This is a genomic window from Streptomyces profundus, assembly GCF_020740535.1.
GTDB classification, from domain to species: Bacteria; Actinomycetota; Actinomycetes; order Streptomycetales; family Streptomycetaceae; genus Streptomyces; species Streptomyces profundus.
On sequence record NZ_CP082362.1, the window covers coordinates 3,210,382 to 3,232,980 of the forward strand.

Sequence of the window (22,599 nt, forward strand, 5' to 3'; positions counted from 1 at the left end):
TTCGGTCAGAGGTCCGGAAGGTCCGAGGGCCGGAGGGCCGGACCGTCAGAAGGAGTGGGGACCGAAGCGGCCCCACGCCACGAAGACGGCCGCGGCGAGCAGGATCGTGTTCAGCCCGACGGACTGGAGCTCCTTGCGGCGCTGGTGGATGACGATGGCGCCGACCATCAGCAGCGCCACCCCGACGGCGGCCAGCGGCACGAAGACCGGCGCGATGTCGACGGCGGCCGGCAGGATGAGGCCGATCGCGGCCAGCACCTCGACGACGCCGATGGACCGGATGAACGTGTCGCTGACGTCCTCGACGAATCCATAGCCGGAGGCGGCCATCTTCTCTCTGGTCTGGGTCAGCTTCATCAGCCCACTGAACAGAAAGAGCGCGGCCAGCAGCGAAGCGACGATCCACAGAGCGACGTTCATGACGGTTTCTCCTCGAACGGGTGGGGCGGCCTCACCGTCGAGGCCGCCTGCGGTGCCCCGGCCGCCCTGGGCGAGGGTGGCCGGGCCCGAGCGCGTTGGGCTCGAAGGTACGACGAAGCGGTCGCTCGTAATGTGAGGTCGGGCGCCGGCCCGGGCCTGGGCCGCACGAGTAAGGGCGCACGGGACAAGGGGAGTTGGCCAGAGAGATGAGCACGCAGTCGGAGCCGGTGGACGGCCGGCTCGATCCGGGCCTGAGCGCGGTCCTCAGCGAGCGCCGTCAACTGATCAACCTCGGCTATCGGTTCCTCGGCTCGCTGGCCGACGCCGAGGATGTGGTGCAGGAGACCTACGCCCGCTGGTACGCGCTCTCCAGGGAGCAGCAGGAGGCCATCGCCTCCCCCGGCGGCTGGCTGACCAAGGTGGCGAGCCGGATCTGCCTCGATGTGCTCGGCTCGGCGCGGGCCAGACGGGAGCGCTATGTCGGGGAGTGGATCCCGGAGCCGCTGCCCGACCGCACGGAGTGGATCAACGGCCGCTCGGCCGGCGCCCCGGCCGACCCCGCCGATCGCGTCACCCTCGACGAGTCGGTGAACATGGCCTTTCTCGTCCTGCTGGAGTCGATGACCCCGGCGGAGCGGGTGGCGTTCATCCTGCACGACGTCTTCCACTACTCCTTCGCCGAGGTGGCGGAGATCGTCGGCCGCTCGCCGGCGGCCTGCCGGCAGTTGGCCTCGACGGGCCGCCGCCGGGTCAGGACGCTGCGCTCGTCGACCACGCCGACGGCCCAACGCGCCGACGTGGTGCGGAACTTCAAGCTGGCCTGGGAGGCCAGGGACATCGAGGCCCTGATCGCCGTCCTCGATCCGAGGGTGACGACGGTGGCCGACGGCGGCGGCCTGGTCAGCGCCGTGCTGCGCCCCGTCGAGGGCGGCGAGCCGGTCGCGCGGGTCTTCGTCGGCATCGCCGAGCGGGCGCCGGGCCTCACGCTTCTGGAGCGCACCGTCAACGGCCAGCCGGGTCTTGTGGTCCGGTGGGCCGGGGCCACGGCGGCGGTGTTGGCGTTCGACGTGGCGGGCGACCGGATCAGACACGTCTGGGCCGTGCGCAACCCGGAGAAGCTCCGGCCCTGGACGAGTTGAGCGGCGCGTGGCGCGGCGCGCGACGCATGAGAACCGCCAAAAAAAACTACATCGCCTCCAAACTTGCCATCACCCCAATATTAGCCTAAGGTCGACAACATGAGCACACAACTCGCCATCGTGAAGCAGTACTTGGAAGGTGTCCTCAAGGCCGACAAGGAGCAGGTCCTCGCCCATGTGACCGACGATGTCGTGTGGGAGGTCGTCGGCCGCGTCAAGGTCCAGGGGAAGAAGGCCCTGGAGGGCGTCGTCAGCAACCCGGTCTTCGCCGGCCCCCCCACGCTCACCGTCGACCGCTGGATCGAGCACGGGGACACCGTCATAGCGAAGGGCGCCGGCAGCGCCGTTCTCGCGGCCGGCGGCCAGGTCGAGTTCTTCTTCTGCGACGTCTTCACCGTCACGGGCGGCGCGATCAGCCAGGTGGAGAGCTACAAGGTCAACCGCGAGGAGCCCGGCTCCAAGGGCCCGTGACCGACGGCCCTTCCCAACCACCCCCGGCAGACCGCCGCTTCCCCGGGAGGCGGCGGTCTTGTCATGTCGGACCACACGCCCGACCCACACCGCCCGCCCCGCACTACCCGACCCGCACCGCCGAACCACACCGCCCGACCCGCACCGGCCGACGACAGCTCGCCGCTCGACGCGCGCCCCCCGGCGCGGCGCGGGCCGGCGATGTCCGATCACCCATCGAACACCGCAAAGGAGACACACTCGATGAAGGGCTCCCTGGCCTACAAATCGGTACAGAAGCGCGGTCTCCACATCGGACTACTGCCCGAGATGGCCGCGGCCGTCAACCCCTCGACATCGCTCACGCTCGATCACGATCTGGACGTCTTCCCCGAGTTGGGGCGGCGCCTGACCATCGCCAGGTACGCCGAGGCGGTGGCCGAGCTGGCCGCCCGGCTCTCGGCGGCCGGCGTCCGGCCGGACGAGCGGGTCGTGATCCACAAGACCGCCAACGCCGACATCTGGATGTTCGCCGCCGCGACATCCCGCATCGGCGCCGTGCCCGTGCTGCTGTCGCCCGCGCTGGACGCGGCGACGGTGGGCGCGCTGCTTGAGCGGGTGGGCCGGCCGAGCCTGCTGACCGACGAGCGCAAGCTCGACGGACTGGCCGAGGTGCCCCTGGCGGAGTTGACGACCCGGGTGATCACCGCGACCGGCAGCCGGCCCGGCGCCGTCTCCGTGGCCGAGCTGGCCGGCTCGCCACGGGTCGGGCCCGTGGTGCGGCCGATCGACGAGGCCGCCGTGATCACCCACACCTCCGGCACCACCGGGCTGCCCAAGCTGGTCGTGCACACGGCCAGGACCCAGGGCACCCGGCTCATACCCCAGTGGCGGCTGCTGTCGCTGATGCGGCGCAAGGAGACGGTGGCCATCCATATCCCCTTCGTGCACTCGCGCATGGTGGCGGCGATGGCCCTGGCGCTGCTCAAGGAGATGCCGATACTCCTGCTGAACAACCCGGATCCGGACAGCGTCGCCGCCCAGTTCGTCACCCACCAGCCGGGGTTCGTCGAGGCGCTGCCCAACTCGCTGATGGAGTGGGAGCGGCTCACGGAGGACCAGCGTCGGCCGTTCCGCTCGGTGAAGATCTTCAGCAGCACCTTCGACGCGATCCACCCCAGGACGATGAGCCAGCTGCTGAAGTCGTCCGACCGGCGGGGCGCGTTCTTCTTCCAGATCTACGGGCAGAGCGAGGTGGGCCCAGCCGTGGGCCGGGCCTACTTCCGGAGCTCGGCGCACAAGGCGAACGGTCGGTGCGTCGGCTGGGCGATGCCGTTCGGCGCGGCGAAGGTCCGGGTGGTCAGCCGGGACGGCCAGCCGCCGTCCGAGCGGAACCCCGGCTTCATCGAGGTCGGTTGGCCCGGCCTGGCGAAGACCTACTTCGCCGAGCAGGGCCGGTACGACGAGAACCGGCACGGCGACTGGTGGCGCACGGGGGATGTCGGCTACCGCACCAGATTCGGCTGCCTGCACATGCTCGACCGGGAGATCGACATGATCGCCGGGCTGCGCAGCTCCCTTGAGGTCGAGGACAGCGTGCTGGGCGCGCTGGACGAGCTCACCGAGCTGGTCGTGGTGCCGGGCCCGGGCGGCGAGCCGGTTCCGGTGATCTGCACGGTCGAGGACAAGCCGCTGGACCCGGAGCGCTGGCGCGCCGCGGTCGCCGGCTTCCCGCAGCTCGCCGACCCCGTCCATATTCCCGAGTCCGAACTCCCCCGCACCGCCACGCTGAAGGTCCAGCGGGTGGAGCTGGCCCGCCGGCTCAAGGAGCAAGAGGCCGAGCGCGCCTGAGGCCCGTCCGGCGGCGGAGTCCGCCACGGCCACCGAGCCGACCCATTCCTCATCGAGGTGGCGCACCGGTGCCTTCCGGTGCGCCACGGCGGTGGATCAACCAACTCGAAAGGGACCAGTGCAATGACATCTGAAGCCACCCTCGGGCGATTTCGCGAGTACATGGTGGGGCCCTCGCGCTTTATGACCCTGCTGTCCTGTTTTGAGCTGGGCATCATCGACCGACTCCGGGCGACCCCCGGCCTGACGGCTGACAAGCTGGGCGCCGCCGTGGGTGCCAAGCCGGACGCCGTGGAGCAGCTCCTGCACCTGCTGGTCAAGGAGGGCTTTGTCGCGCTCGACGAGAAGTCGGGCGGCTACTCCCTCGACGCGCTCGCCGAGGTCCCCGAGCTCGACCTCCGCCGGGCGCTCACCTATATGAACATGATCAAGGTGGTCGCGCTCCGACAGTTCTTCTACCTCACGGACAGCGTGCGGACCGGCAGCCTCGTCGGCCTCAAGGAGCTGTACGGGGCCGAGGGCACGCTCTACGGAGCGGTGGCCGAGCACCGCGATCTGCGGGAGTCCTGGGCCACGTTGATGGACACCGTCACCGCGCACATCGACCCCTGGTTCTTCGGCAACATCGACGTGCCGGCCGGCGCCCAGGTGCTGGACCTCGCCGGCAACACCGGCCTCGGCGCGATCCACACCTACCAGCACAAGACCTCTCCCGGGCTGCGGGTGACCACCTTCGACCTGCCGGAGAAGGAGCAGGACGCGCTGGAGAACTTCCGGTCCCACGGCCTGGAGGAGCACCTCTCGTTCATCGGGGGCAACGTCTTCGACGAGATCCCCAAGGGCTTCGACATCGTGCTGATCAAGCACTTCCTCGACATGTTCGACCGGGACGACGTCTTCCGGATCCTGTCGGGAGTCAACGCGTCGCTGGAGGTCGGCGGCCAGGTCAACATCATGGTGCCGGTCTATCCCGAGGACATCAGGGACACCGACAACTACAACGTCGACTTCTTCCCGGCCTTCTTCATCGGCGCCACCATGGGCCAGGGCGGGCCGCAGAAGCTGTCCGTCTACCAGAGCTGGCTGGAGGAGTGCGGGTTCGAGGTCACCAAGGCCATCACCAAGTCGGCCGCCGAGATCCCGCCGGACGTCATCCCCGTCCAGGCCATCCTCTGCGCGACCAAGGTCCGCTGACCCGTCGTCTGCTGAGCGCCGCCGGCGGGGACACCGCCCGCCGGGGCGCCCTGTGCCGGGACAACGACCGTTCAGGAACTGGCCCTTGAGGAAGGGCCAGGAAACGCCGAGGCCACCGGGCCGTTCCACCGCTGAGCGGTGAGGCGGCCCGGCGGTCCTGGTACCGTTCGCCCGTTCCACGGCGCTCCACCGTCGCGCGCCACCGAGCCACCGCGCACACCGCCCCAAGTCCGCCCGCGACACGGCCCGTTGCGCTCCGTCCTGACCGCACCCCGCCTGACCCACTGCCCCCGGTTCACCGCCAACCCTTGTCCGACGGCGGGCTCAAGGCGTTCGAACCTACGTTGAGGAGTTGTTGGTGCTTAACGTCTGTATCGTCGGCACAGGACCACGCGGACTCTCCGTCCTGGAACGCGTCTGTGCCAACGAACGAAAGTCGCCGGGCCACCAGGCGGTGACCGTGCACATCGTGGATCCCTACCAGCCGGGCCCGGGCAAGGTGTGGCGCACCGACCAGTCGCGCCATCTGCTGATGAACACCGTGGCCTCGCAGGTCACCGTCTACACCGACGACAGCGTGGTGATGGACGGCCCCGTGGAGGTCGGCCCCAGCCTCCACGAGTGGGCGGCCGACCTCGCCAAGCGCGCCGACGCGCCCGAGGTGCGCGCCCGCCACTCGGAGCAGACGTTGAGCGAGGCCCGCCGCCTGGGCCCCGACGCCTACCCGACGCGCGCGTTCTTCGGCGACTATCTGGCGGACGCCTTCCAGACGATCGCCGACGGCGCGCCCGCCCATGTCACCATCGTCGAACACCGCACCAGGGCCATCGCGTTGACCGAGGAGCCAGGCGACGGCGGCGCCCAGTCGCTCGCCCTGGCCGACGGCACCCGGCTCACCGGCCTCGACGCCGTGGTCCTCGCGCTGGGCCATGTGCCGGCCCGACCCACCCGGCGGGAGGCCACGTTGGCCGAGGCCGCCGCCGCGCACGGCCTGCGCTACTTCGCGCCGGCGAACCCGGCGGACGTGGACTTCTCCGCGATCGAACCGGGCGAGACCACGTTCGTCCGCGGCCTGGGGCTGAACTTCTTCGATGTGCTCTCGCTGCTCACCGAGGGGCGCGGGGGCGTCTTCGAACGGGTCGGCGACGCGCTGCGCTACCGCCCTTCGGGCCGGGAGCCGCATATCGTCGCCGGCTCCCGGCGCGGCGTGCCCTACCACGCGCGCGGCGAGAACCAGAAGGGCCCGTACGGCCGTTACATGCCCAGGCTGCTCACCCTGGAGCGGATCGCCCGGCTGCACGAGCGGGCCGCCGTGGGCGAGCGGCTGCACTTCGCCACCGACCTCTGGCCGCTGATCGCCAAGGAGGTGGAGAGCGTCTACTACGGCACGCTGCTCGCCGTGCGGGGGCGCGGCCGGGAGCGCGAGGCGTTCGTCCGCCGCTATCTGGCCGCCGAGGGGCGCGCGGCGGAGGGCGCGTTGCTCGATGCCACCGGCATCGCCCCGGGCGACCGCTGGGACTGGGAGACCATCGCCCACCCCTATCGCGACCGCGTCTTCGCCGACCGCGCCGACTTCCACGCCTGGCTGCTCGACCACCTCGCCGCCGACGTCCGCGAGGCCAGGGCGGGCAATGTCGACAGCCCGCTGAAGTCGGCGCTCGACGTGCTGCGGGATCTGCGCAACGAGATACGGCTGGCCGTCGACCACGGCCGGCTGGCCGGCGACTCCTACCGCGACGACCTCCAGTCCTGGTACACCCCACTGAACGCCTTCCTCTCCATCGGCCCGCCCGTCTCCCGCATCGAGGAGCTGATCGCGCTGCTCAAGGCCGGCGTGGTCGAGGTCCTCGGCCCCCAGGTGCGGCTCGCCGCGCCCGATCCGGGGCGCCGACTCCCGCCGGGCGAGGCGGCGTTCACCGCCGTCTCGACGGCGGTCCCCGGGCCGCCGGTGGTGGCCACCACCGTGGTCGAGGCGCGGCTCCAGGAGCCCGATCTGCCGCGCACGGCCGAGCCGTTGCTGCGCGATCTGGTGGAGCGCGGGGAGGCGTCCAGGCACCGCGTCGACGGCAGCTGCGGCACCCGTTACGAGATGACCGGGCTGGCCGTCACCGAACGCCCCTACCAGCTGATCGACGGGGCCGGCCGCCCGCACCCACGGCGCTTCGCCTACGGTGTGCCCACGGAGACCGTGCACTGGGTGACCGCCGCCGGAATCCGTCCCGGCGTCAACTCCGTGACGCTGGGCGACGCGGACGCCATCGCCCGCGCCGTGCTCGCGCTCGCCGCCCACGGCACAGGTGCGATGACCATCCCGAGCAGGACCCCGGAGGCGCCCGCGGCCGGGGACAGCACCCCGCCCGCCGACCCCGTCGAGGTGACCGCGTGACCCCGGACAGCCCCCCGCCCAGCGACCCGACCGGACACGGCCCCGACGCGGGGCTGCTCTCCCCGGTCCGGGCCGGCACCCCCGCCGAGGCGGCGACCTCCGACCTGGCCTGGCTCCAGGCGATGCTCGACGCCGAGGCGGCCCTCGTCCGCGCCCAGTCCACCCTCGGCACCGTGCCCGCTTCGGCCGCCGCCGCCATCACCGAGGCCGCCCGCGCCGAACGGCTCGACGTGCGCGAACTCTCCGTCGCCGCCCGGGAGACGGCCAATCCGGTGGTCGGCCTGGTCCGCGCGCTCACCCGGGTCGTCGCGGCGGATTCGCCCGAGGCCGCCGAGTACGTGCACCACGGCTCCACCAGCCAGGACGTCTTCGACACTGGCGCCATGCTGGTCGCCGCCCGCACGCTGCGCCTGATCCACGCCGATCTGGCACGCGCCGCCGCCGCGCTCGGCGACCTCGCGGCCCGGCACCGCGACACCGCGATGGCCGGACGCACCCTCGCGCTGCACGCGGTGCCCACCACCTTCGGCCTGAAGGCCGCCGGCTGGCGTCGGCTGCTGCTGGACGCCGGGGACCGGGTGGGCGCCGTCCTCGACGGCGGCCTGCCCGTCTCGCTCGGCGGCGCCGCCGGAACCCTCGCGGGCTATCTGGAGTTCGCCGTCGGCGGCGTCGAGGAACCGCCCAGCCCTGAGGCCACCGACGCCTATGTGGAACGGCTGCTGGACGCCTACGCCGCCGAGACGGGCCTGGCCCGCCCGCCGCTGCCCTGGCACGCGCTGCGCACCCCGATGGCCGATCTGGCCGCCGCCCTCGCCTTCGTCGCCGGCGCGCTCGGCAAGATCGCGGTGGACGTCCAGTCGCTGACCAGGACGGAGGTCGGCGAGGTCACCGAGCCGGCCGTCGAGGGGCGCGGCGCGTCCTCCGCCATGCCGCACAAGCGCAACCCGGTGCTGGCCACCCTGCTGCGCAGCGCCGCGCTCCAGGTGCCGGTGCTGGCCGCCGGGCTCACCCAGTGCCTGGTCACCGAGGACGAACGCTCGGCCGGCGTCTGGCACGCCGAGTGGCAGCTGCTCCGCGAGTGCCTACGGCTGGCTGGCGGCGCCGCGCACACGGCGGTCGAGCTGTCCGAGGGCCTGGTGGTGCGGCCCGAACGGATGCGGGCGAACCTGGATCTGACGGGCAGTCAGGTGGTCTCCGAGCGGGTCTCCGCCACCCTGGCGCCCAAGCTCGGCAAGGCCCGCGCCAAGGCGCTCCTCACCCGCGCCTCGGCCGAGGCCGAGCGCACCGGGCGACCGTTGGCCGACGCCCTCGCCACCCTGCCCGAGGTGGCCGAACACCTCACCGACGCGCAGGTCAGGCGGCTGCTCGACCCCACCGGCTACACGGGCGCCGCGGGCACGCTGGTCGACCGGGAGCTGGGCGAAGGGCCCTGAGGCCCCTCCGCGACCACGGCGAGCGGGGAGAACCTGACCGGCAGCCTGGCCAGCGCGCGGTGGAACGGGCCGGGACGCCAGACCAGTTCGGACGGCTCGGTCGCCAGCTCCATATCGCTGAGGTGGCTGGTCAGTTGCTCGATCGCGGTGATCGCGATCAGCAGCGCCGGCTGGCGCGCCGGACAGCCGTGCGGGCCGGCCGCCCAGGCGAGATGCGCGTTCTCCCCCGCGCGCGCCGGATCGTCCCCGGCCGGCGTCCTCGTCTGGCTGTTGGCCGCTGCGTAGGAGACCAGCAGGAGTTGTCCCGCGCGCAGCCGGCGCCCGTGGAACTCCATGTCGCGGCGCGGATAGTGCGCGGAGAAGTTCGCGAACGGCGGGTCCTCCCAGAGGACTTCGGTGATCGCCTGGTGCGCGGTCATGGCGCCGCCGTAGAGCGACCCGGCGTAGCGGGGGTCGGTCAGCATCCGCAGCAGCGCGTTGCCGATCAGATTGGTGCTCGGCTCATGGCCCGCGCTCATGGTGAGCGTGATCTGCCGGATCGCCTCGTCGTTGTCCAGGCCCGCCGGATGGGCCAGGAACCACGAGGTCAGATCGCGGCGCGGCGCCGCACGGCGGTCGGCCACCAGCCGGGTGACCACGGCGACCAGATCCGCGTAGGCCGCCGCGGCGTCCTGCGTCGAGTTGACCATGCCGGCGATGCCGGCGACCAGCCGGTCGCTGTCCGTATCGGGCACGCCGAACCAGCTGTTGAAGACCCGCAGCGGCAACTGCCGCGCGTACTGGGCCACCAGATCCGCCTCGCCGGCGCCGGCGAAGTCCCGCAGCAACAGCCGTGCCGCGTCGGCCACTTGGCGCTGGAGCACATGGGGCTCGATCATGGCCAGGCTGTCGGTGATCGCCGCCCGGTAGCGGGCATGCGTCTCCCCGTCGCTGAACAGCGCCGTCGGCCGGTAGCCCAGCATCGGCAGGATCGGCGAGTCGGGCGGCACGGTGGCCTGCCAGCCGCGCGGATCCTTGGAGAAGCTGTCGGCGTCCCGCAGCAGATCCAACGCCGCCTGGTAGTCGATGACCAGCAGCGCCTCCACGCCGGGCGCCAACTCCACGGGCGCGAGCGGCCCATGGGCGCGCAGCCGCCGGTAGTGACCGGCCGGATCGGCCGCGAAGTCGGGGCCGTACAGGGCGAGTGGGGCGCCGGTCGTCATGGCTGGTCCTTACGGCAGTCGGGTCAGAACATGCTCGGCCAACGCGATCAACGCCGCGACGCCGCCTCGGCGTTCCCGCGCGTCACACTGCACGAGCGGGGTGCCGGGGTGCAGATCGAGATGCCCGCGCAACACCTCGTCGTCGTACGCGGGCGCGTCGGGGAACCGGTTGACGGCCACGGCGTACGGCAACCCCTGCTCCTCCACCGCGTCCATCACGGGGAACGAGTCGGCCAACCGCCGCGTGTCGGCGAGCACCAGCGCGCCGAGCGCGCCCCTGGCGATGTCCTCCCACAGGGGGAAGAACCGCTCCTGCCCCGGCGTGCCGAAGAGATAGAGCACCACGTCGTCCGGCACGGTGAGCCGGCCGAAGTCCACGGCCACGGTCGTGGTCGTCTTCGCCGGCACCCCGGAGAGATCGTCCAACTCGGCGCCCGACCGCGTCATCACCTCCTCGGTGTGCAGGGGGCGAATCTCGGACAGGGTACGGATCAGGGTGGTCTTGCCGACTCCGAAGGGGCCGGTGACCACCAGTTTCATCAGGGTCTGCCCGCCGGCTGGCAGGTATCCGACCCGGTCAACGGAGGGCGCGGAGTCCAACGAGAAGCCTCTCGACGAGCGAACGGTCGATCTCCTGTGCCGGAGGCACCGGCGGGCGGGCGTGCAGATGGCCGCGTTCGATCAGATCGGCGGCCAGGATGACGGTGGCGCTCACCGGCAGGCGCAGATGGGCGGCGCACTCCACCAGACTGAGCGCGCCGGGCTCCAACAACGCGCACAGGCCACGGTGTTCGGGCCCCAACCCACCGCCGGGGCCCGGCGGCTCCACCAGGACCAGCACCGTCAACCGCTCCAGGTCCGGACGCCGCGCGACCGGACGGCCCCCCGTCACCAGATAGGCGGGAACCAGTCGGCGTCGCGGCGCGCGGCTCATGGCGTGGCGGCGGCATCCGGCTGACGGGCGGGGGCAGCCATCGCCCTGGCCAGCGCGGCGACCTGCACCTGCATCTGGTAGGCGATATTGCCCAGTTGGGCCTCCGGATCGGCGAAGAGCGCCAGCGAGGTGTTCTGCCCGGCGGGCACCACGATGGCGAACCCCTCCTTCGACTCCACCACCGTCTGCTGGAGGCCGGGCGCCTCCTCGTCCGTGAACGAGGTGGTGAACGCGCGCGCGGCGGCGTGCAACGTCGCCGTCATCGCGGCCACCCGCTCGGCCGACGCCCGGCCCAGCCCGGGTGAACTGCCCTCGACCAGACCGTCGCCGGTGGCGATCACCGCGTGCCGGACCCCCGGCAGCTCCAGCAGGGGTGTGAGGACCCAGGCCAGGCCATCGTCCGCGCGGACATCTCTGGTGGTCACGATCCATCGCCTCCCATATCGTCACGATCGCCGACCGCGCTGTCGCCGGCGGCACTCCTGCCCAGGCGGGTGCCCTGCTGTAGGGCACTCCACCGGGCGTCGGCCTCCTCGGGACTCCGCTCGGCCGCGGGGGCGCTGCGCGCAGGCCGCGCGGCCCGAGCCACCCGCCGCCGCCGACTCGGCAACCCCACCCCCCGCCCAACCCCGACCACGGCGCCCTCCCCGGACGGGGTTGGCGGACCAACCGAGCCCTGGCCGGGCGGGGTTGGCTGGTCAGAGGCGGCAGAGCCCTGGCCGGGCCCGGGCACCGGGTCAGAGGCAGCGGAGCCCTCCCCCGACGCGGTAGCGGCGGTGGACTGCCCAGGCCCAGGCACTGGATCAATGGAGCCCCCGGCCCCGGGGCCCTGGCCCCGCCGAATCCCCGGATCAGGAGCAACAGCGGCCTGCCCGGGGCGAGAAGCAACGGCCGCCCCCGTCGCCCCATCGGCGCTCGCGCCCCGCTCGGGGCGGGACGCCGGATCGGTGGGCTGCCCAACTCCCCTGACGGGGCCGGCCTCCACGCCCGCTTCGGCGTCCTCAGGCACCTGCGCGACCACACCAGCGGAGCCCTCCCCCGGCCGGGAGGCCGCGCCAGCGGACACAGCACCCGGGTCCTCCGTGATATCCAAAATCCCAGGCCCCGTCCCGAGGGCGCCCACCGCCGCGGCGGCCGGCCCTCGGGGCGCGACTTCCCGCCCGGAGGGCACCGCGACCTCCCGCCGGGAGGGCACCGGTTCGGGGGCCAGGACGGAGAGGGTGTGGTCGTCCTCGATGGCCGTCAGGACGTCCGCCGGGACGCGCAGCATCGCGCGGATGCCGCCGTAGGGGGACGGCTCCACATGACAGGTGAATCCGTACTGTCCCGCGAGTCGGCCGACCACGGCGAAGCCGGCCTGTGGCGGGTTGCCCAACTCCGTGAGCAGCACACCGTCCGGGCTGGTCAGCAGCCTGCGGGCACGGGCCAGCGTGTCGTCGTCCATGCCGACGCCGGCGTCGTCGATCACCACGAACACGCTTCCGCCGCCGCCCTGTTGGAGGGTGACGGGGACCTCGGTCTCCGGATGCGAGTAGGCCGTGGCGTTGGCCAGCAGCTCCGCGAGCGAGATGGCCAGCGGTTCCGCCGCGCGCGCCACCACGCCGGTGCGTGGTTCGCGCAGGTGGTTGGCCACCTTGACGCGTGCGTAGCCCGGCACCCTGGACTGCGCGCCTCGGACGATCTCGGCGAGCGGCGAGTCCGTGCGGGCGAGCCCCGGCCAGGCCTCGCAGAGCACCGCCGTGGCCTGAATCCGACGGAGCGCCAACTCGTTGCGGAAGTCGAGCTCCAACAGCCGGGGGTCGTCGTACTCGTGCTGGAGGTCGTGGAGCAGGCTCTGGATCTGGTAGAGCAGCGACTGCACCTTGGCGGTGGCGCCGCGCATCGCGGCGCGGGCCGCTGCGTCCACCCGTTCCCGTTCCTCCACGACCGCGGCCAACACGGCGTCCAGCGCCTCGTCGAGCGCGCGGACCTCGTCGGGGCCCATCTCCGTGGCGCGGGGCGGGGCGGGGACCGGCGCGTTCGGGTGGTTGAGCGCCAGCGCCGCCGCCGGGATGCGGTCCTCGGCCAGCCGCCGCAGCTCGGCGGTGACGGCGGCCAGCCGCCGGACGGCGATCCGTTCCCCCGTCCCCGCCGTCGCGACCCGCGCCTCCATGGCGCGCAGCCGCTCCGCGTCCCGACGGCGCAGCCACAGCGCGCAGCCGACCGCGCCCAGCGCGGCCGTCGCCGCCAGGAGCACCACGGCAAGCGCAGCGTTGGTCATGACTCCCCCGTCGTGATCCCGCCTTATGCTTCCAACTCGTCTGCCAGCGTCGCGACTTCCGTCATGAGCTGAAGAATTCCGGGCCGCTCGGCGGCGCCGTCGAGGTGACGGTACTCGGTACCGATGGTCACCACCAGCCGCTCAGGCAACTCCAGTTCCGGAAAGGTTCCCTCCGCTATCACCCGGCGCGCGGCCTCCGCCGCGGGCACTCCGGCGGCGTGCGACGCATGGGCACGCTCCCGCAGATGTTCGAGATAGCCGATGTGCCCCCGCACCCCGGCCCGGTCGAGAACCGGCCCGTGTCCGGGGACGAAGATCTCCGCGCCGGTGTCCAACACCCGCTCGACGGCGGCGATCACGTTGCCGAGCGGCCCGACCCAGTGCACCGGGTGGTCACCCGGCTGTTCGGGCGTCGAGGCGAAGACCACGTCCCCCGTGAACACCGTGCGCTGCGCCGGCAGATGGACGATCAGATCGCCGGCGGTGTGCGCGGGGGGCAGGGACGAGAGCCGCACCGGATACTCCCCGACCGACAGTTCGAGCTCGCCCGTGAAGTAGGTGGCCGGCCGCACGGGTTCGGTCTCCGACCAGTCGAACACGCCGAGGTGGCGCCGCAGATACGCGCCCAGTGGGGTGGCCGGATCGCTGCCGTTGACCAGCGCGTGCTGCTGTCGCGGCGACGGCTCGAAACACATCTGCTCGCGCGCCTCGTGGCTGGTGATGATCTCGGCGTCGGGCACCACCCCAGCGCCCCAGAAGTGGTCGCCGTTGGCATGGGTGACGACGACCCGGTCGATCGCCACCCCCTCGGGCAGCAGGGCCAGGCTCCGGTCGAGGAACGCCCGGGCGAGCACCGGATCGTACGGCGTGTCGATCCACAGGGCGGTGCGCGAGGAGACCAGCAGCCCGCAGTTGGCCAACCCCCAGCCGCGCCGGGGCGGCAGCCACGCGTGCAGGTCCTTGGCAATCTCGGAGATGTTCCAGTCCTTGGCCGTCATGCGACGCGATTATGCCGCTCCGGCTTCCGGCCAGAGCCCCCCTCCCATGCCGGGAACGTGCCGTGAACGTGCCGTGAGCGTGCCGGGAGTTGACCTCGACGCGGCGGTGACCCCTGCCCAGGATGATCCGGAAGAATCCTGAAAGTTTTCGGTGACATCGATCCGAAAAAGCCACCAGCCGAGCCGGTCGAACGGCCGTCAACTCGCCGCTGAGCTCTGGTAGATGACTTTGAACAGGCATGATCTGGGATCAGGGACTTCCGGCCCCCGACAGAGTTTTCCGGGATGCTTGCGGAAACTGTTGACAGCCCCGGGGGGTCAGCTGAACATTGTCATGCCATCGACAGAGAGCCGCTGTCGATCAGGCTCACCAGCGGGATCCGGCACTCCGGTCACGAGCCGCACCACCGACCGGACGGCCCCGCCGCCCTCACGCGTCGCCGACCCACGCCGGCCTCGCCCCGGGCCCCCGGAGCCACCCCGCGCTGCCCGCACTCCCCCCAGTCCCCCATGAGTTGGCCCCCCACGAGGAGGAAGCATGGAAAGGAACACTCCCCCCAACCCCCCGATCAGCCGCAGAGCCATGATCGGCGGCGCCGGCGCCCTGGCGCTGGGCGCGTCCGCGCTGCTGCCGAGCGCCGCCAGGGCACAGGAGTCCATCGGCACCCGGCAGACCATCATCGACAACCAGGAAGGCACCCACGACGGCTTCTACTTCTCGTTCTGGACGGACGCGCACAACACCGTCTCCATGACGCTGGGCGGCGGCGGGAACTACAGCACGTCCTGGAGCAACACCGGCAACTTCGTCTGCGGCAAGGGCTGGAGCAACGGCAGCCGCCGGAACGTGAACTACTCCGGGAGCTTCAACCCGTCCGGGAACGGCTACCTCTGCCTCTACGGCTGGACGTCGAACCCGCTGGTGGAGTACTACATCGTCGACGCCTGGGGCACCTACCGGCCCACCGGCGAGCACCGGGGCACCGTCAGCAGCGACGGCGGCACGTACGACATCTACCACACGATGCGGTACGACTCCCCGTCCGTCGAAGGCATCCGCACGTTCCCCCAGTACTGGAGCACCCGGCAGTCCACGCGGGTCGGCGGCACGATCAACACCGGCAACCACTTCGACGCGTGGAGCCAGGCCGGCATGAACCTGGGCAGCTTCAACTACTACATGATCATGGCGACGGAGGGCTACCAGAGCAGTGGCAACTCCAACATCAACGTGAGCGGCTGATCCTCCGCACCGCACCCGCGCGGCGACCCCCGGGTCGCCGCGCGTTCCGCGGGCGCGGGGCGCGCGCGGCTACCGGGGCTATTCGCAGTGCACCGGGCTTCAGCCCGGTGGTGAAGCGAATCTGAGAGCTGCTCTGGCCTCGGCTGTGTGTATGGATCCGCACTGTTCACCTCAGCCCAGGTCAGAGCGGCCGGTTCTGCTGCTCGATGTACTGCTTCACGATGCTGAGTGGTGCGCCGCCGGCGGAACCGGCGAAGTACGAGCCGGACCAGAGTCGTTGTGCTCGCCAGTAGTGGCGCACGAGGTCGGGGAACTCCTGGCGGAGGCGGCGCGAGGACACGCCTTTGAGGGAGTTCACCAGCCTGGACACGGCGACCTTGGGCGGGAAGTTCACGAGGAGGTGGACGTGGTTGGCCTCGCCGTTGAACTCGACCAGCTCGGCCTCGAAGTCCTCGCACACGGCGCGCATGATCTCCTCACACCGCGTCAGGTGTCGGTCGGCGAAGACGGAGTGCCGGTACTTCGTCACGAAAACCAAGTGGACATGCATGCGGAAGACACAGTGACGACCTGTTCGAATGTTCTCATCGATACCCATAAACCAACTGTGTATCATGATCCCCATGCAGCTTCGGTACAGCTTCCGCCTGTACCCGAGCACCGGTCAGCGCAGCGCGTTAGCGAGGGCGTTCGGGTGCGCGCGGGTGGTCTACAACGACGCGCTCCGCGCTCGCAAGACCGCCCGCAGCGAAGGCATGCCGTTCCCGAAGACCGGTGACCTGTCGAAGTCGCTGATCACCGAGGCCAAGAACACCCCGGAACGGGCCTGGCTCAGCGACGTGTCGGCGGTCGTCCTCCAGCAGTCCCTCCGCGACCTGGACACCGCGTACCGGAACTTCCTCGACGGGCTGGCGGGCAAGCGCCCGCGCATGGGCGCACCCCGGTACAAGTCCCGCAAGGACACGCGACATTCGGTCCGGTTCACCGCGAACGCCCGCTGGTCGATCACGACCGGCGGGAAGCTGCGCCTGCCGAAGATCGGCGACGTCAAGGTGAAGTGGTCGCGGACGCTGCCCTCCGTGCCCTCGACGGTGACGGTGGTCAAGGACAGCGCGTGCGGGTACTTCGCGAGCTTCGTCGTGGAGACCGGTCCGCAGGAAGTCCTTCCCGAGGTCGTGCCCGAGCTGGGCATCGATCTCGGGCTCGGGCACTTCGCGGTCCTCTCCGACGGGACGAAGGTCGACAGCCCGCGCTTCCTGCGCCGGGCCGAAAAGCGCCTGAAGAAGGCACAGCGGAACCTCTCCCGCAAGGAGAAGGGCTCCAGCAACCGGAACAAGGCCCGGCTGAAGGTCGCCCGCGCTCACGCGAAGGTGGCCGACGCGCGCCGCGAGTTCCACCACCAGCTCTCCACGAAGCTGATCCGCGAGAACCATGCGGTCGCCGTGGAGGACCTGGCGGTGAAGGGACTCGCCCGCACGCGCCTGGCCAAGTCCGTCCACGACGCCGGATGGTCGGCGTTCGTGAACATGCTGGAGTACAAGGCCGCACGGTACGGGCGCACCTTCGTGAAGATCGGCCGCTTCGAGCCCACATCTCAGGTGTGCTCGCAGTGCGGCGTGAAGGACGGTCCAAAGCCGCTGCACGTCCGCGTGTGGACGTGTGGAGCGTGCGGGGCTGTCCTGGACCGGGACATCAACGCGGCGGTCAACGTCGCCAAGGCGGCCGGACTGGCCGTGACAGCCTGTGGAGCGCAGGTAAGACCGGGACCCGTCCCGGCACCGCGCAGCGAAGCAGGAACCCACCCGACACCACAGCCTCTGACGGCGCGGTAGGCGGGAATCGCCGCCCCTCAGGGCGGCGAGGAAGTCAAGAACGCTGCTTGTCGGACCGCGCGGCGCGGGCCGCGTCCCGCTCCTTGATCCGCTCCGCCTCCTTGCGCACATCCGCCTGGGTCGCGCGCTCCTGCTGGAGCCACTCGGGGAGCTCCTGCCTCAGCTCCTCGATCTGCTCGGTGGTGAGGGCCTGGGTCACACCGCCCCGGGCCAGCCCGGCGATCGAGACGCCCAGCCTGGCCGCGACGACGGGGCGGGGGTGCGGCCCGTCACGGCGCAGATCCCGCAGCCACTCCGGCGGATCGGTCTGGAGCGCGCGCAGCTCGTCGCGCGAGACCACGCCCTCCTGGAACTCGGCGGGGGTGGCCCGCAGGTACACACCCAGCTTCTTCGCCGCGGTCGCGGGCTTCATGGTCTGGGTGCTCGGGTGCGACGTCATACCGTCCACCGTACCGAGCGTCCGGGCCGCGCCCGACCACGACCCGATAGCCTGGCGTCGTGACAGGCCAGGACACCCCCGACTCGGCCGCCGGCCCGCCGGCGTCCCCCACGTTCCGGTTGGCCTATGTCCCGGGTGTGACACCGACCAAGTGGATGCGGATCTGGCAGGAACGTTTGCCGGACATCCCCCTGCGGCTGCACCAGGTGCCCGCGGACGAGGCGCCCGACCTGCTCCGCGCCGGCGGCGCCGACGCCGGCTTCGCCCGGCTGCCGATGGATCGGACGGACCTCAGCGTCATCCCGCTCTACACCGAGACGACCGTCGTCGTGGTCCCGAAGGACCATCTGCTGACGGCGGTCGACGAGGTGTCGCCCGAGGACCTCGCCGACGAGATCGTGCTGCACCCCCTCGACGACCCCCTCCCCTGGGAAGAGCCGCCCGGCCGGCCGGCGAACGAGCGGCCGGCCACGACGGAGGACGCGATCCAGCTGGTCGCGGCGGGCGTCGGCGTGCTCGTCGTCCCCCAGTCCCTGGCCCGACTGCACCACCGCAGGGACCTCACCTACCGCCCGCTCGCCGAGGCGCCCGAGTCCCGCGTCGGCCTCTGCTGGCGGGAGGACGGGACCACAGAGCTGGTGGAGGAGTTCATCGGCATCGTCCGCGGCCGGACGGTCAACAGCTCCCGAGGGCGCCCGACCCCGCCCCAGGCCGCCAAGGCCAAGCCGAAGCCGGCCGCCCGGCAGGGCGGGAACCAGCGCGGCGGATCGGGAGCCGGGAAGCCCCACCGGTCCGGCAAGCCCACCAGAGCCGGCAAGCCCACCAGAGCCGGCAAGTCCAACAGACACGGCAAACCCCGCCGTCGTTCCTGAGGTCCTCCCCCTCCACTCCTTGAACAGGAGTGCCATCGCGCCCCCCGGGCCCCGCGGACGGTGATGCTTCCGTCACAGCCGGATCCCAACCGGGCGACGCGGTCTCCCTCGGCGTGCCCCGGCCGCACTACCTTGATGGGGTGAACTCGCTGAAGCTGCCCCGCCTGTCGCGTATCTCGGTTGTTCCCGCCCTCGCCGCCGTACTGCTGGTGGGTTGCTCCTCCGGCGACGACGAGCCGGAGGGCGTCGAGTCCAGCGAGAGCCCCGTGGCGGAGGACCCGGCGGCCGGGGACGAGCCGGAGGCCGCCGACGACATCGAGGTGCTGGAGCAGCTCTACCTGGGCTACCAGGCGCGGCTGGTCGAGATGGAGAGCACGGGGAACGCGGACGGGGCGCTGCTGGAGGAGTACGCCGAACTCCACGTCCGCGAGGGGCAGAGCGCGCGCATCCGTCAACTCGCCCAGGAGGGCATCACCCGGCAGGGAGAGCCCGAGGTCTACGACGTGACGGTCGAGGTGACGGACGACAGCGCGGTGATCCAGGCCTGCGTCGACACGGAGCACTGGGAGCCCCTCCTCGACGGGGAGCCGATCGACCGCGAATACACCGGCCCCTCGGCCGGAATCGTCAAGGCGGCGCGTGGCGAGTCCGGTTGGCTGATCAGCGACCACCCCCAGACCGCGGATGAGGCGACCATCACATGCACATGACCGCCCGTGCGGGCCCATGGACGACACGACTTCTCGTCATCATCGCGCTGACTCTCGGCACGGTGGTCCCCCTGGGCGCGCGCGAGGCGGCGGCCGACCACTGCGAGTTCAACTGGGAGGAGAACAACGGGGGTTCCGGCGGCCTCGACTACGGGGACTGCACACACGAGGAAGGTTCGGGGGGCGGTTCCGGCAGCGGGGGCGACGGCGGCGAGCCGTCCTGCGACGTCTCCCTGGCCGGCGGCTACGGCGACTCCCAGTGGTGCGAGGACGACTACGCCTGCTGGGCCAACATCCCCTCCGCGGCCTACCCGCCGGAGCAGTGGCCGTCGGACCCGCCCGAGGAGAACTCGGTCTATATCTACAAGTACTGCGTCAACGCCGCCGGCGAGTTCTATGACGCATGGGACTGGCACACCCCCGAGGGGCCCTCGCTCTGGGAGCTGGCCACCCAGGCATACGGTCAACTGAACCTGCCCGGCTTTGAGTTGACCTTCAACCCGCCGGACGAGGCCATCGTCAACCTGGCCACCTGGTGGTGGGCCGCCGGCGCGGCCGACGGCGAGGTGCGCGGCACCCCGGCGGGTTCGGTGGTGGCCATCGCTGAGCCCAACCGGATGGAGCTCGACCCGGGCGACGGCAGCGCCACGCTGAACTGCCCCCTGGTCGCCTCCCGTTCGGGCCGGTGCGCGCACACCTACACCCGCGCTTCGGTCAACGGCGGCGCCGAGGCCCCGGACGGCGGCCCGGCCTACCCGGCCCGCGCCCAACTCGTCTACGACGTGCGCTTCGAGAACAACGGCGCCCCCCTCAACCTGCCGGGCCTCCCCGACTCCCTCACCACCCCCTGGGCCCAGACCCCCGTCCCGGTCACCGAGGTCCAGGCCAGCGTCGTCGACTGAGCCCGACGCCCCGACGGCGCGCCGCGCGGCGCCTGTTGGGGCCGGTCAGGGACGGCCGGGGTGGGCGATCCGCTCGGCCGTGGGGGGTGGTCCCGGCGGGGTGGCGTCGCCGAAGGGGCGACCGCCGAGCTGCTCGCGGTGGTGCGGGGTGAGCCAGCCCGACAGGTCGGGGCCGGCCGGCACGATGCCGGTCGCGTTGATGCCGGTGTGCACCGCGTAGTAGTGCCGCTTGATGTGGTCGAAGTCGACGGTGTCGCCGAACCCGGGCGTCTGGTAGAGGTCGCGGGTGTAGGCCCAGAGGACCGGGTCCTCGGTGAGCTTGTTCCGGTTGCACTTGAAGTGCCCGTGGTAGACGGGGTCGAAGCGCACCAGCGTGGTGAAGAGCCGGATGTCGGCCTCGGTGATGGTGTCGCCCACCAGGTAGCGGCGGTCGGCCAACCGGGCCGAGAGCAGGTCGAGGCGGTGGAAGACGTCGGCGTACGCGGCCTCGTACTCGTCCTGTTCGGTGGCGAACCCGGCGCGGTACACCCCGTTGTTGACGTCGCGGTAGATCTCCTCCGCGACCTCGTCGATCTCGTCCCGCAGCGGCTCCGGGTAGAGGTCGGGCGCGTCGGGACGGTGCAGGGCCCTCCACTCGGTGGCCAGGTCGAGCGTCATCTGCTGGAAGTCGTTGGTGACCAGCAGCCCGCTGGGCACATCGACGATGGCCGGCACGCTGACGCCGCCCGGGTACCCCGTCTCGCGCGCGTCGTACGCCTCGCTCAGATAGCGGATGCCGAGCACCGGGTCGCGGCCCTCCGGGTCCAGGGTGAACCGCCAACTCCGGTCGTCCTGAAGGGGGTCGACGACCGCGAGGGAGAGCGCGGACTCAAGACCGAGGAGCCGCCGTGACACCAGCACCCGGCTGGCCCAGGGGCACGCGCGGCTGACGACCAGCCGGTAGCGGCCCGCGCTCACCGGCCAGCCGTCCTCCCCGGCCGCCGTGACGCGGTCGGCGAAGTGGCTACGGGAGCGTTTGAACTTCCGCCGGCCGTACTCGGTGTTGCCGTCGGCCGCCGACTCGGCGCCCGCGTCCGGGTCCGGCGCTGCGCTGTTTTCGGTCATTCCGGTGCCTCTTCTCGTTGCTCGCCGTTGATGAACCGACCGCACCCACCGTCGTTCGCGATCGGTTCTGCCGACCGGGGCCCCGCTGGTCACGAGCGTTCCGCCCGTCTCGCCCGTTCCGCTCCACGAAGCGTCCGAAGGGGAGCACGTCACCGACCACCGGCCGGCCCCTCCCGGCGTATAACCGCCCTCAGACGCGGAGGCAACGGTTCCAAGGGCCACTTTTTGACGGTACGTTGCCATAGGGAGCGCTCCCATGAAACACGCCGACACATTCCGGCGTGGGACGTGGTCGGCGCGGTTGGCCGGCGTGTGTGGACGGGCGGGTGCATGGGTGGTCGCGCAGGGGCGCGCGACATCGCCACGTCCGCCGGCGCGCGGGTCGGTCGGTTCGACGGCCGGGCCGTCGACGGTGCGGCGTTCGTCCTTCGCCGGGGTGCGGACCTGAGAGGGAACCCCCACATGACCCATCGACCCCCCACATCGCGGAGCGCCTCACCGGCGCGCCGGGCGCGCTTTCTCAGCATTCTGGTCACCGCGCTGGTCGCGCTGGTGATGACGAGCCTGCCCTCACCCGCAGCCGCGCACGGCGTCAGCATGTCCCCCGGCTCACGCACCTACCAGTGCTACCGGGACATGATCGACAGCGGGAACCAGACCCCGTCCAACCCGGCCTGCGCCGCCGCCGTCGCCGAGACCGGCACCAACCCGCTGTACAACTGGTTCGCGGTGCTCGACTCCAACGCCGGTGGCCGCACGGTCGGTTACATCCCCGACGGCGAGCTGTGCAGCGGCGGCCACAACGGCCCGTACGACTTCTCCTCCTACAACGCGGCGCGCGCCGACTGGCCCACCACCAGCCTCACGGCTGGCTCGACCATCGAGGTGCAGTACAGCAACTGGGCGGCGCACCCGGGCGACTTCGACGTCTACATCACCAACGACAGCTGGTCCCCCACCCAGCCGCTCGGCTGGGGTGACCTGGAGCTGATCGACAGCGTGACCGACCCGCCGCAGCGCGGTGGCGCCGGCTCGGACGGCGGCTACTACTACTGGGACGTGACGCTGCCCTCGGGCAAGAGCGGTCAGCACATCCTCTATGTGCACTGGATCAGGTCGGACAGCCAGGAGAACTTCTACTCCTGCTCCGACGTGGTCTTCTGACGGCGTCGGCGGCCGGCTGAGCCGCCGACCCGGGCGTGCGCCGCCTACGCGCGGGCGCCGCCGAGG

The 22,599-nt window shown here is 71.6% G+C and carries 22 protein-coding genes; 12 read left to right on the forward strand and 10 right to left on the reverse strand.

Annotated features, from left to right (window positions below; genetic code table 11):
* Nucleotides 1-45 precede the first annotated feature (45 nt).
* A complete protein-coding gene (locus K4G22_RS13975; protein WP_228080561.1) occupies nt 46-420 on the reverse strand; it encodes a DoxX family protein in 375 nt (124 codons plus the stop codon).
* Between the two features lie 206 nt (nt 421-626).
* Between K4G22_RS13975 and sigJ the strand changes: the two genes are divergently transcribed.
* The 6 genes from sigJ to K4G22_RS14005 all read left to right on the forward strand — a co-directional run bounded on the left by sigJ (nt 627) and on the right by K4G22_RS14005 (nt 8,873).
* Complete coding sequence (sigJ, locus tag K4G22_RS13980; RefSeq protein ID WP_228080562.1) at nt 627-1,559, forward strand: RNA polymerase sigma factor SigJ; 933 nt, start codon at nt 627-629, stop codon at nt 1,557-1,559.
* Nucleotides 1,560-1,658: 99 nt separating this feature from the next.
* Nucleotides 1,659-2,030 (forward strand): nuclear transport factor 2 family protein, encoded by a 372-nt coding sequence (locus K4G22_RS13985; protein WP_228080563.1) that lies wholly within the window; start codon nt 1,659-1,661, stop codon nt 2,028-2,030.
* Between the two features lie 243 nt (nt 2,031-2,273).
* Complete coding sequence (locus K4G22_RS13990; RefSeq protein WP_228080564.1) at nt 2,274-3,860, forward strand: class I adenylate-forming enzyme family protein; 1,587 nt, start codon at nt 2,274-2,276, stop codon at nt 3,858-3,860.
* 123 nt (nt 3,861-3,983) lie between these two features.
* Nucleotides 3,984-5,054 (forward strand): acetylserotonin O-methyltransferase, encoded by a 1,071-nt coding sequence (locus K4G22_RS13995; RefSeq protein ID WP_228080565.1) that lies wholly within the window; start codon nt 3,984-3,986, stop codon nt 5,052-5,054.
* Between the two features lie 358 nt (nt 5,055-5,412).
* Complete coding sequence (locus K4G22_RS14000; RefSeq protein WP_228080566.1) at nt 5,413-7,440, forward strand: FAD/NAD(P)-binding protein; 2,028 nt, start codon at nt 5,413-5,415, stop codon at nt 7,438-7,440.
* Nucleotides 7,437-8,873 (forward strand): nitrosuccinate lyase, encoded by a 1,437-nt coding sequence (locus tag K4G22_RS14005; protein WP_228080567.1) that lies wholly within the window; start codon nt 7,437-7,439, stop codon nt 8,871-8,873. The genes K4G22_RS14000 and K4G22_RS14005 overlap by 4 nt, the downstream gene beginning before the upstream one ends.
* Here K4G22_RS14005 and K4G22_RS14010 read toward each other — a convergent pair.
* From K4G22_RS14010 to K4G22_RS14035, 6 genes are read right to left on the reverse strand one after another with little or no spacing between them, the layout of a single operon-like run.
* Entirely contained in the window at nt 8,819-10,075 is a 1,257-nt protein-coding gene (locus K4G22_RS14010; RefSeq protein ID WP_228080568.1) for a cytochrome P450, read from the reverse strand. The two genes, K4G22_RS14005 and K4G22_RS14010, sit on opposite strands and share 55 nt — an antisense overlap.
* A gap of 9 nt (nt 10,076-10,084) precedes the next feature.
* Nucleotides 10,085-10,675, reverse strand: a complete 591-nt coding sequence (locus tag K4G22_RS14015; RefSeq protein WP_228080569.1) for a GTP-binding protein — start codon at nt 10,673-10,675, stop codon at nt 10,085-10,087.
* On the reverse strand, nt 10,653-11,009 hold the full coding sequence (locus tag K4G22_RS14020; protein ID WP_228080570.1) for a DUF742 domain-containing protein: 357 nt from the start codon (nt 11,007-11,009) through the stop codon (nt 10,653-10,655). Before K4G22_RS14020 ends, K4G22_RS14015 begins: the two co-directional genes overlap by 23 nt.
* Nucleotides 11,006-11,434 (reverse strand): roadblock/LC7 domain-containing protein, encoded by a 429-nt coding sequence (locus K4G22_RS14025; RefSeq protein ID WP_228080571.1) that lies wholly within the window; start codon nt 11,432-11,434, stop codon nt 11,006-11,008. Before K4G22_RS14025 ends, K4G22_RS14020 begins: the two co-directional genes overlap by 4 nt.
* Complete coding sequence (locus tag K4G22_RS14030) at nt 11,431-13,269, reverse strand: ATP-binding protein (protein ID WP_228080572.1); 1,839 nt, start codon at nt 13,267-13,269, stop codon at nt 11,431-11,433. Before K4G22_RS14030 ends, K4G22_RS14025 begins: the two co-directional genes overlap by 4 nt.
* Nucleotides 13,270-13,292: 23 nt before the next feature.
* Entirely contained in the window at nt 13,293-14,267 is a 975-nt protein-coding gene (locus K4G22_RS14035) for an MBL fold metallo-hydrolase (protein WP_228080573.1), read from the reverse strand.
* Nucleotides 14,268-14,805: 538 nt separating this feature from the next.
* Here K4G22_RS14035 and K4G22_RS14040 point away from each other — a divergent pair.
* On the forward strand, nt 14,806-15,510 hold the full coding sequence (locus K4G22_RS14040) for a glycoside hydrolase family 11 protein (RefSeq protein WP_228080574.1): 705 nt from the start codon (nt 14,806-14,808) through the stop codon (nt 15,508-15,510).
* A 181-nt stretch (nt 15,511-15,691) separates the two neighbouring features.
* Here K4G22_RS14040 and tnpA read toward each other — a convergent pair whose 3' ends face one another.
* A complete protein-coding gene (gene tnpA / locus K4G22_RS14045; protein ID WP_228080575.1) occupies nt 15,692-16,108 on the reverse strand; it encodes an IS200/IS605 family transposase in 417 nt (138 codons plus the stop codon).
* Nucleotides 16,109-16,133: 25 nt separating this feature from the next.
* On the opposite strand from tnpA, the gene K4G22_RS14050 reads away from it, so the two are divergent.
* Complete coding sequence (locus tag K4G22_RS14050; RefSeq protein WP_228080576.1) at nt 16,134-17,342, forward strand: RNA-guided endonuclease InsQ/TnpB family protein; 1,209 nt, start codon at nt 16,134-16,136, stop codon at nt 17,340-17,342.
* A gap of 34 nt (nt 17,343-17,376) precedes the next feature.
* Here K4G22_RS14050 and K4G22_RS14055 read toward each other — a convergent pair whose 3' ends face one another.
* Entirely contained in the window at nt 17,377-17,781 is a 405-nt protein-coding gene (locus K4G22_RS14055) for a DUF5997 family protein (protein ID WP_228080577.1), read from the reverse strand.
* 59 nt (nt 17,782-17,840) lie between these two features.
* On the opposite strand from K4G22_RS14055, the gene K4G22_RS14060 reads away from it, so the two are divergent.
* The 3 genes from K4G22_RS14060 to K4G22_RS14070 all read left to right on the forward strand — a co-directional run bounded on the left by K4G22_RS14060 (nt 17,841) and on the right by K4G22_RS14070 (nt 20,265).
* Nucleotides 17,841-18,653 (forward strand): LysR substrate-binding domain-containing protein, encoded by an 813-nt coding sequence (locus tag K4G22_RS14060; protein ID WP_228080578.1) that lies wholly within the window; start codon nt 17,841-17,843, stop codon nt 18,651-18,653.
* Between the two features lie 140 nt (nt 18,654-18,793).
* Nucleotides 18,794-19,363 carry a hypothetical protein gene (locus K4G22_RS14065; protein WP_228080579.1) on the forward strand — a complete coding sequence of 190 codons (570 nt, stop codon included), beginning with the start codon at nt 18,794-18,796 and terminating at the stop codon, nt 19,361-19,363.
* Entirely contained in the window at nt 19,360-20,265 is a 906-nt protein-coding gene (locus tag K4G22_RS14070; RefSeq protein ID WP_228080580.1) for a hypothetical protein, read from the forward strand. The genes K4G22_RS14065 and K4G22_RS14070 overlap by 4 nt, the downstream gene beginning before the upstream one ends.
* A gap of 45 nt (nt 20,266-20,310) precedes the next feature.
* Here K4G22_RS14070 and K4G22_RS14075 read toward each other — a convergent pair whose 3' ends face one another.
* Entirely contained in the window at nt 20,311-21,369 is a 1,059-nt protein-coding gene (locus K4G22_RS14075; protein ID WP_228080581.1) for a glutathione S-transferase family protein, read from the reverse strand.
* Between the two features lie 462 nt (nt 21,370-21,831).
* Here K4G22_RS14075 and K4G22_RS14080 point away from each other — a divergent pair, with 462 nt between their 5' ends.
* Entirely contained in the window at nt 21,832-22,533 is a 702-nt protein-coding gene (locus K4G22_RS14080) for a lytic polysaccharide monooxygenase auxiliary activity family 9 protein (RefSeq protein WP_425336681.1), read from the forward strand.
* Nucleotides 22,534-22,599: the final 66 nt, after the last annotated feature.

Coding starts and splice junctions, on each gene's coding strand:
- K4G22_RS13975 (WP_228080561.1), bottom strand. CDS start 420: ATGAACGTCGCTCTGTGGATCGTCGCTTCGCTGCTGGCCGCGCTCTTT.
- sigJ (WP_228080562.1), top strand. CDS start 627: ATGAGCACGCAGTCGGAGCCGGTGGACGGCCGGCTCGATCCGGGCCTG.
- K4G22_RS13985 (WP_228080563.1), top strand. CDS start 1,659: ATGAGCACACAACTCGCCATCGTGAAGCAGTACTTGGAAGGTGTCCTC.
- K4G22_RS13990 (WP_228080564.1), top strand. CDS start 2,274: ATGAAGGGCTCCCTGGCCTACAAATCGGTACAGAAGCGCGGTCTCCAC.
- K4G22_RS13995 (WP_228080565.1), top strand. CDS start 3,984: ATGACATCTGAAGCCACCCTCGGGCGATTTCGCGAGTACATGGTGGGG.
- K4G22_RS14010 (WP_228080568.1), bottom strand. CDS start 10,075: ATGACGACCGGCGCCCCACTCGCCCTGTACGGCCCCGACTTCGCGGCC.
- K4G22_RS14020 (WP_228080570.1), bottom strand. CDS start 11,009: ATGAGCCGCGCGCCGCGACGCCGACTGGTTCCCGCCTATCTGGTGACG.
- K4G22_RS14030 (WP_228080572.1), bottom strand. CDS start 13,269: ATGACCAACGCTGCGCTTGCCGTGGTGCTCCTGGCGGCGACGGCCGCG.
- K4G22_RS14035 (WP_228080573.1), bottom strand. CDS start 14,267: ATGACGGCCAAGGACTGGAACATCTCCGAGATTGCCAAGGACCTGCAC.
- K4G22_RS14040 (WP_228080574.1), top strand. CDS start 14,806: ATGGAAAGGAACACTCCCCCCAACCCCCCGATCAGCCGCAGAGCCATG.
- tnpA (WP_228080575.1), bottom strand. CDS start 16,108: ATGGGTATCGATGAGAACATTCGAACAGGTCGTCACTGTGTCTTCCGC.
- K4G22_RS14050 (WP_228080576.1), top strand. CDS start 16,134: ATGCAGCTTCGGTACAGCTTCCGCCTGTACCCGAGCACCGGTCAGCGC.
- K4G22_RS14055 (WP_228080577.1), bottom strand. CDS start 17,781: ATGACGTCGCACCCGAGCACCCAGACCATGAAGCCCGCGACCGCGGCG.
- K4G22_RS14070 (WP_228080580.1), top strand. CDS start 19,360: ATGACCGCCCGTGCGGGCCCATGGACGACACGACTTCTCGTCATCATC.
- K4G22_RS14075 (WP_228080581.1), bottom strand. CDS start 21,369: ATGACCGAAAACAGCGCAGCGCCGGACCCGGACGCGGGCGCCGAGTCG.
- K4G22_RS14080 (WP_425336681.1), top strand. CDS start 21,832: ATGACCCATCGACCCCCCACATCGCGGAGCGCCTCACCGGCGCGCCGG.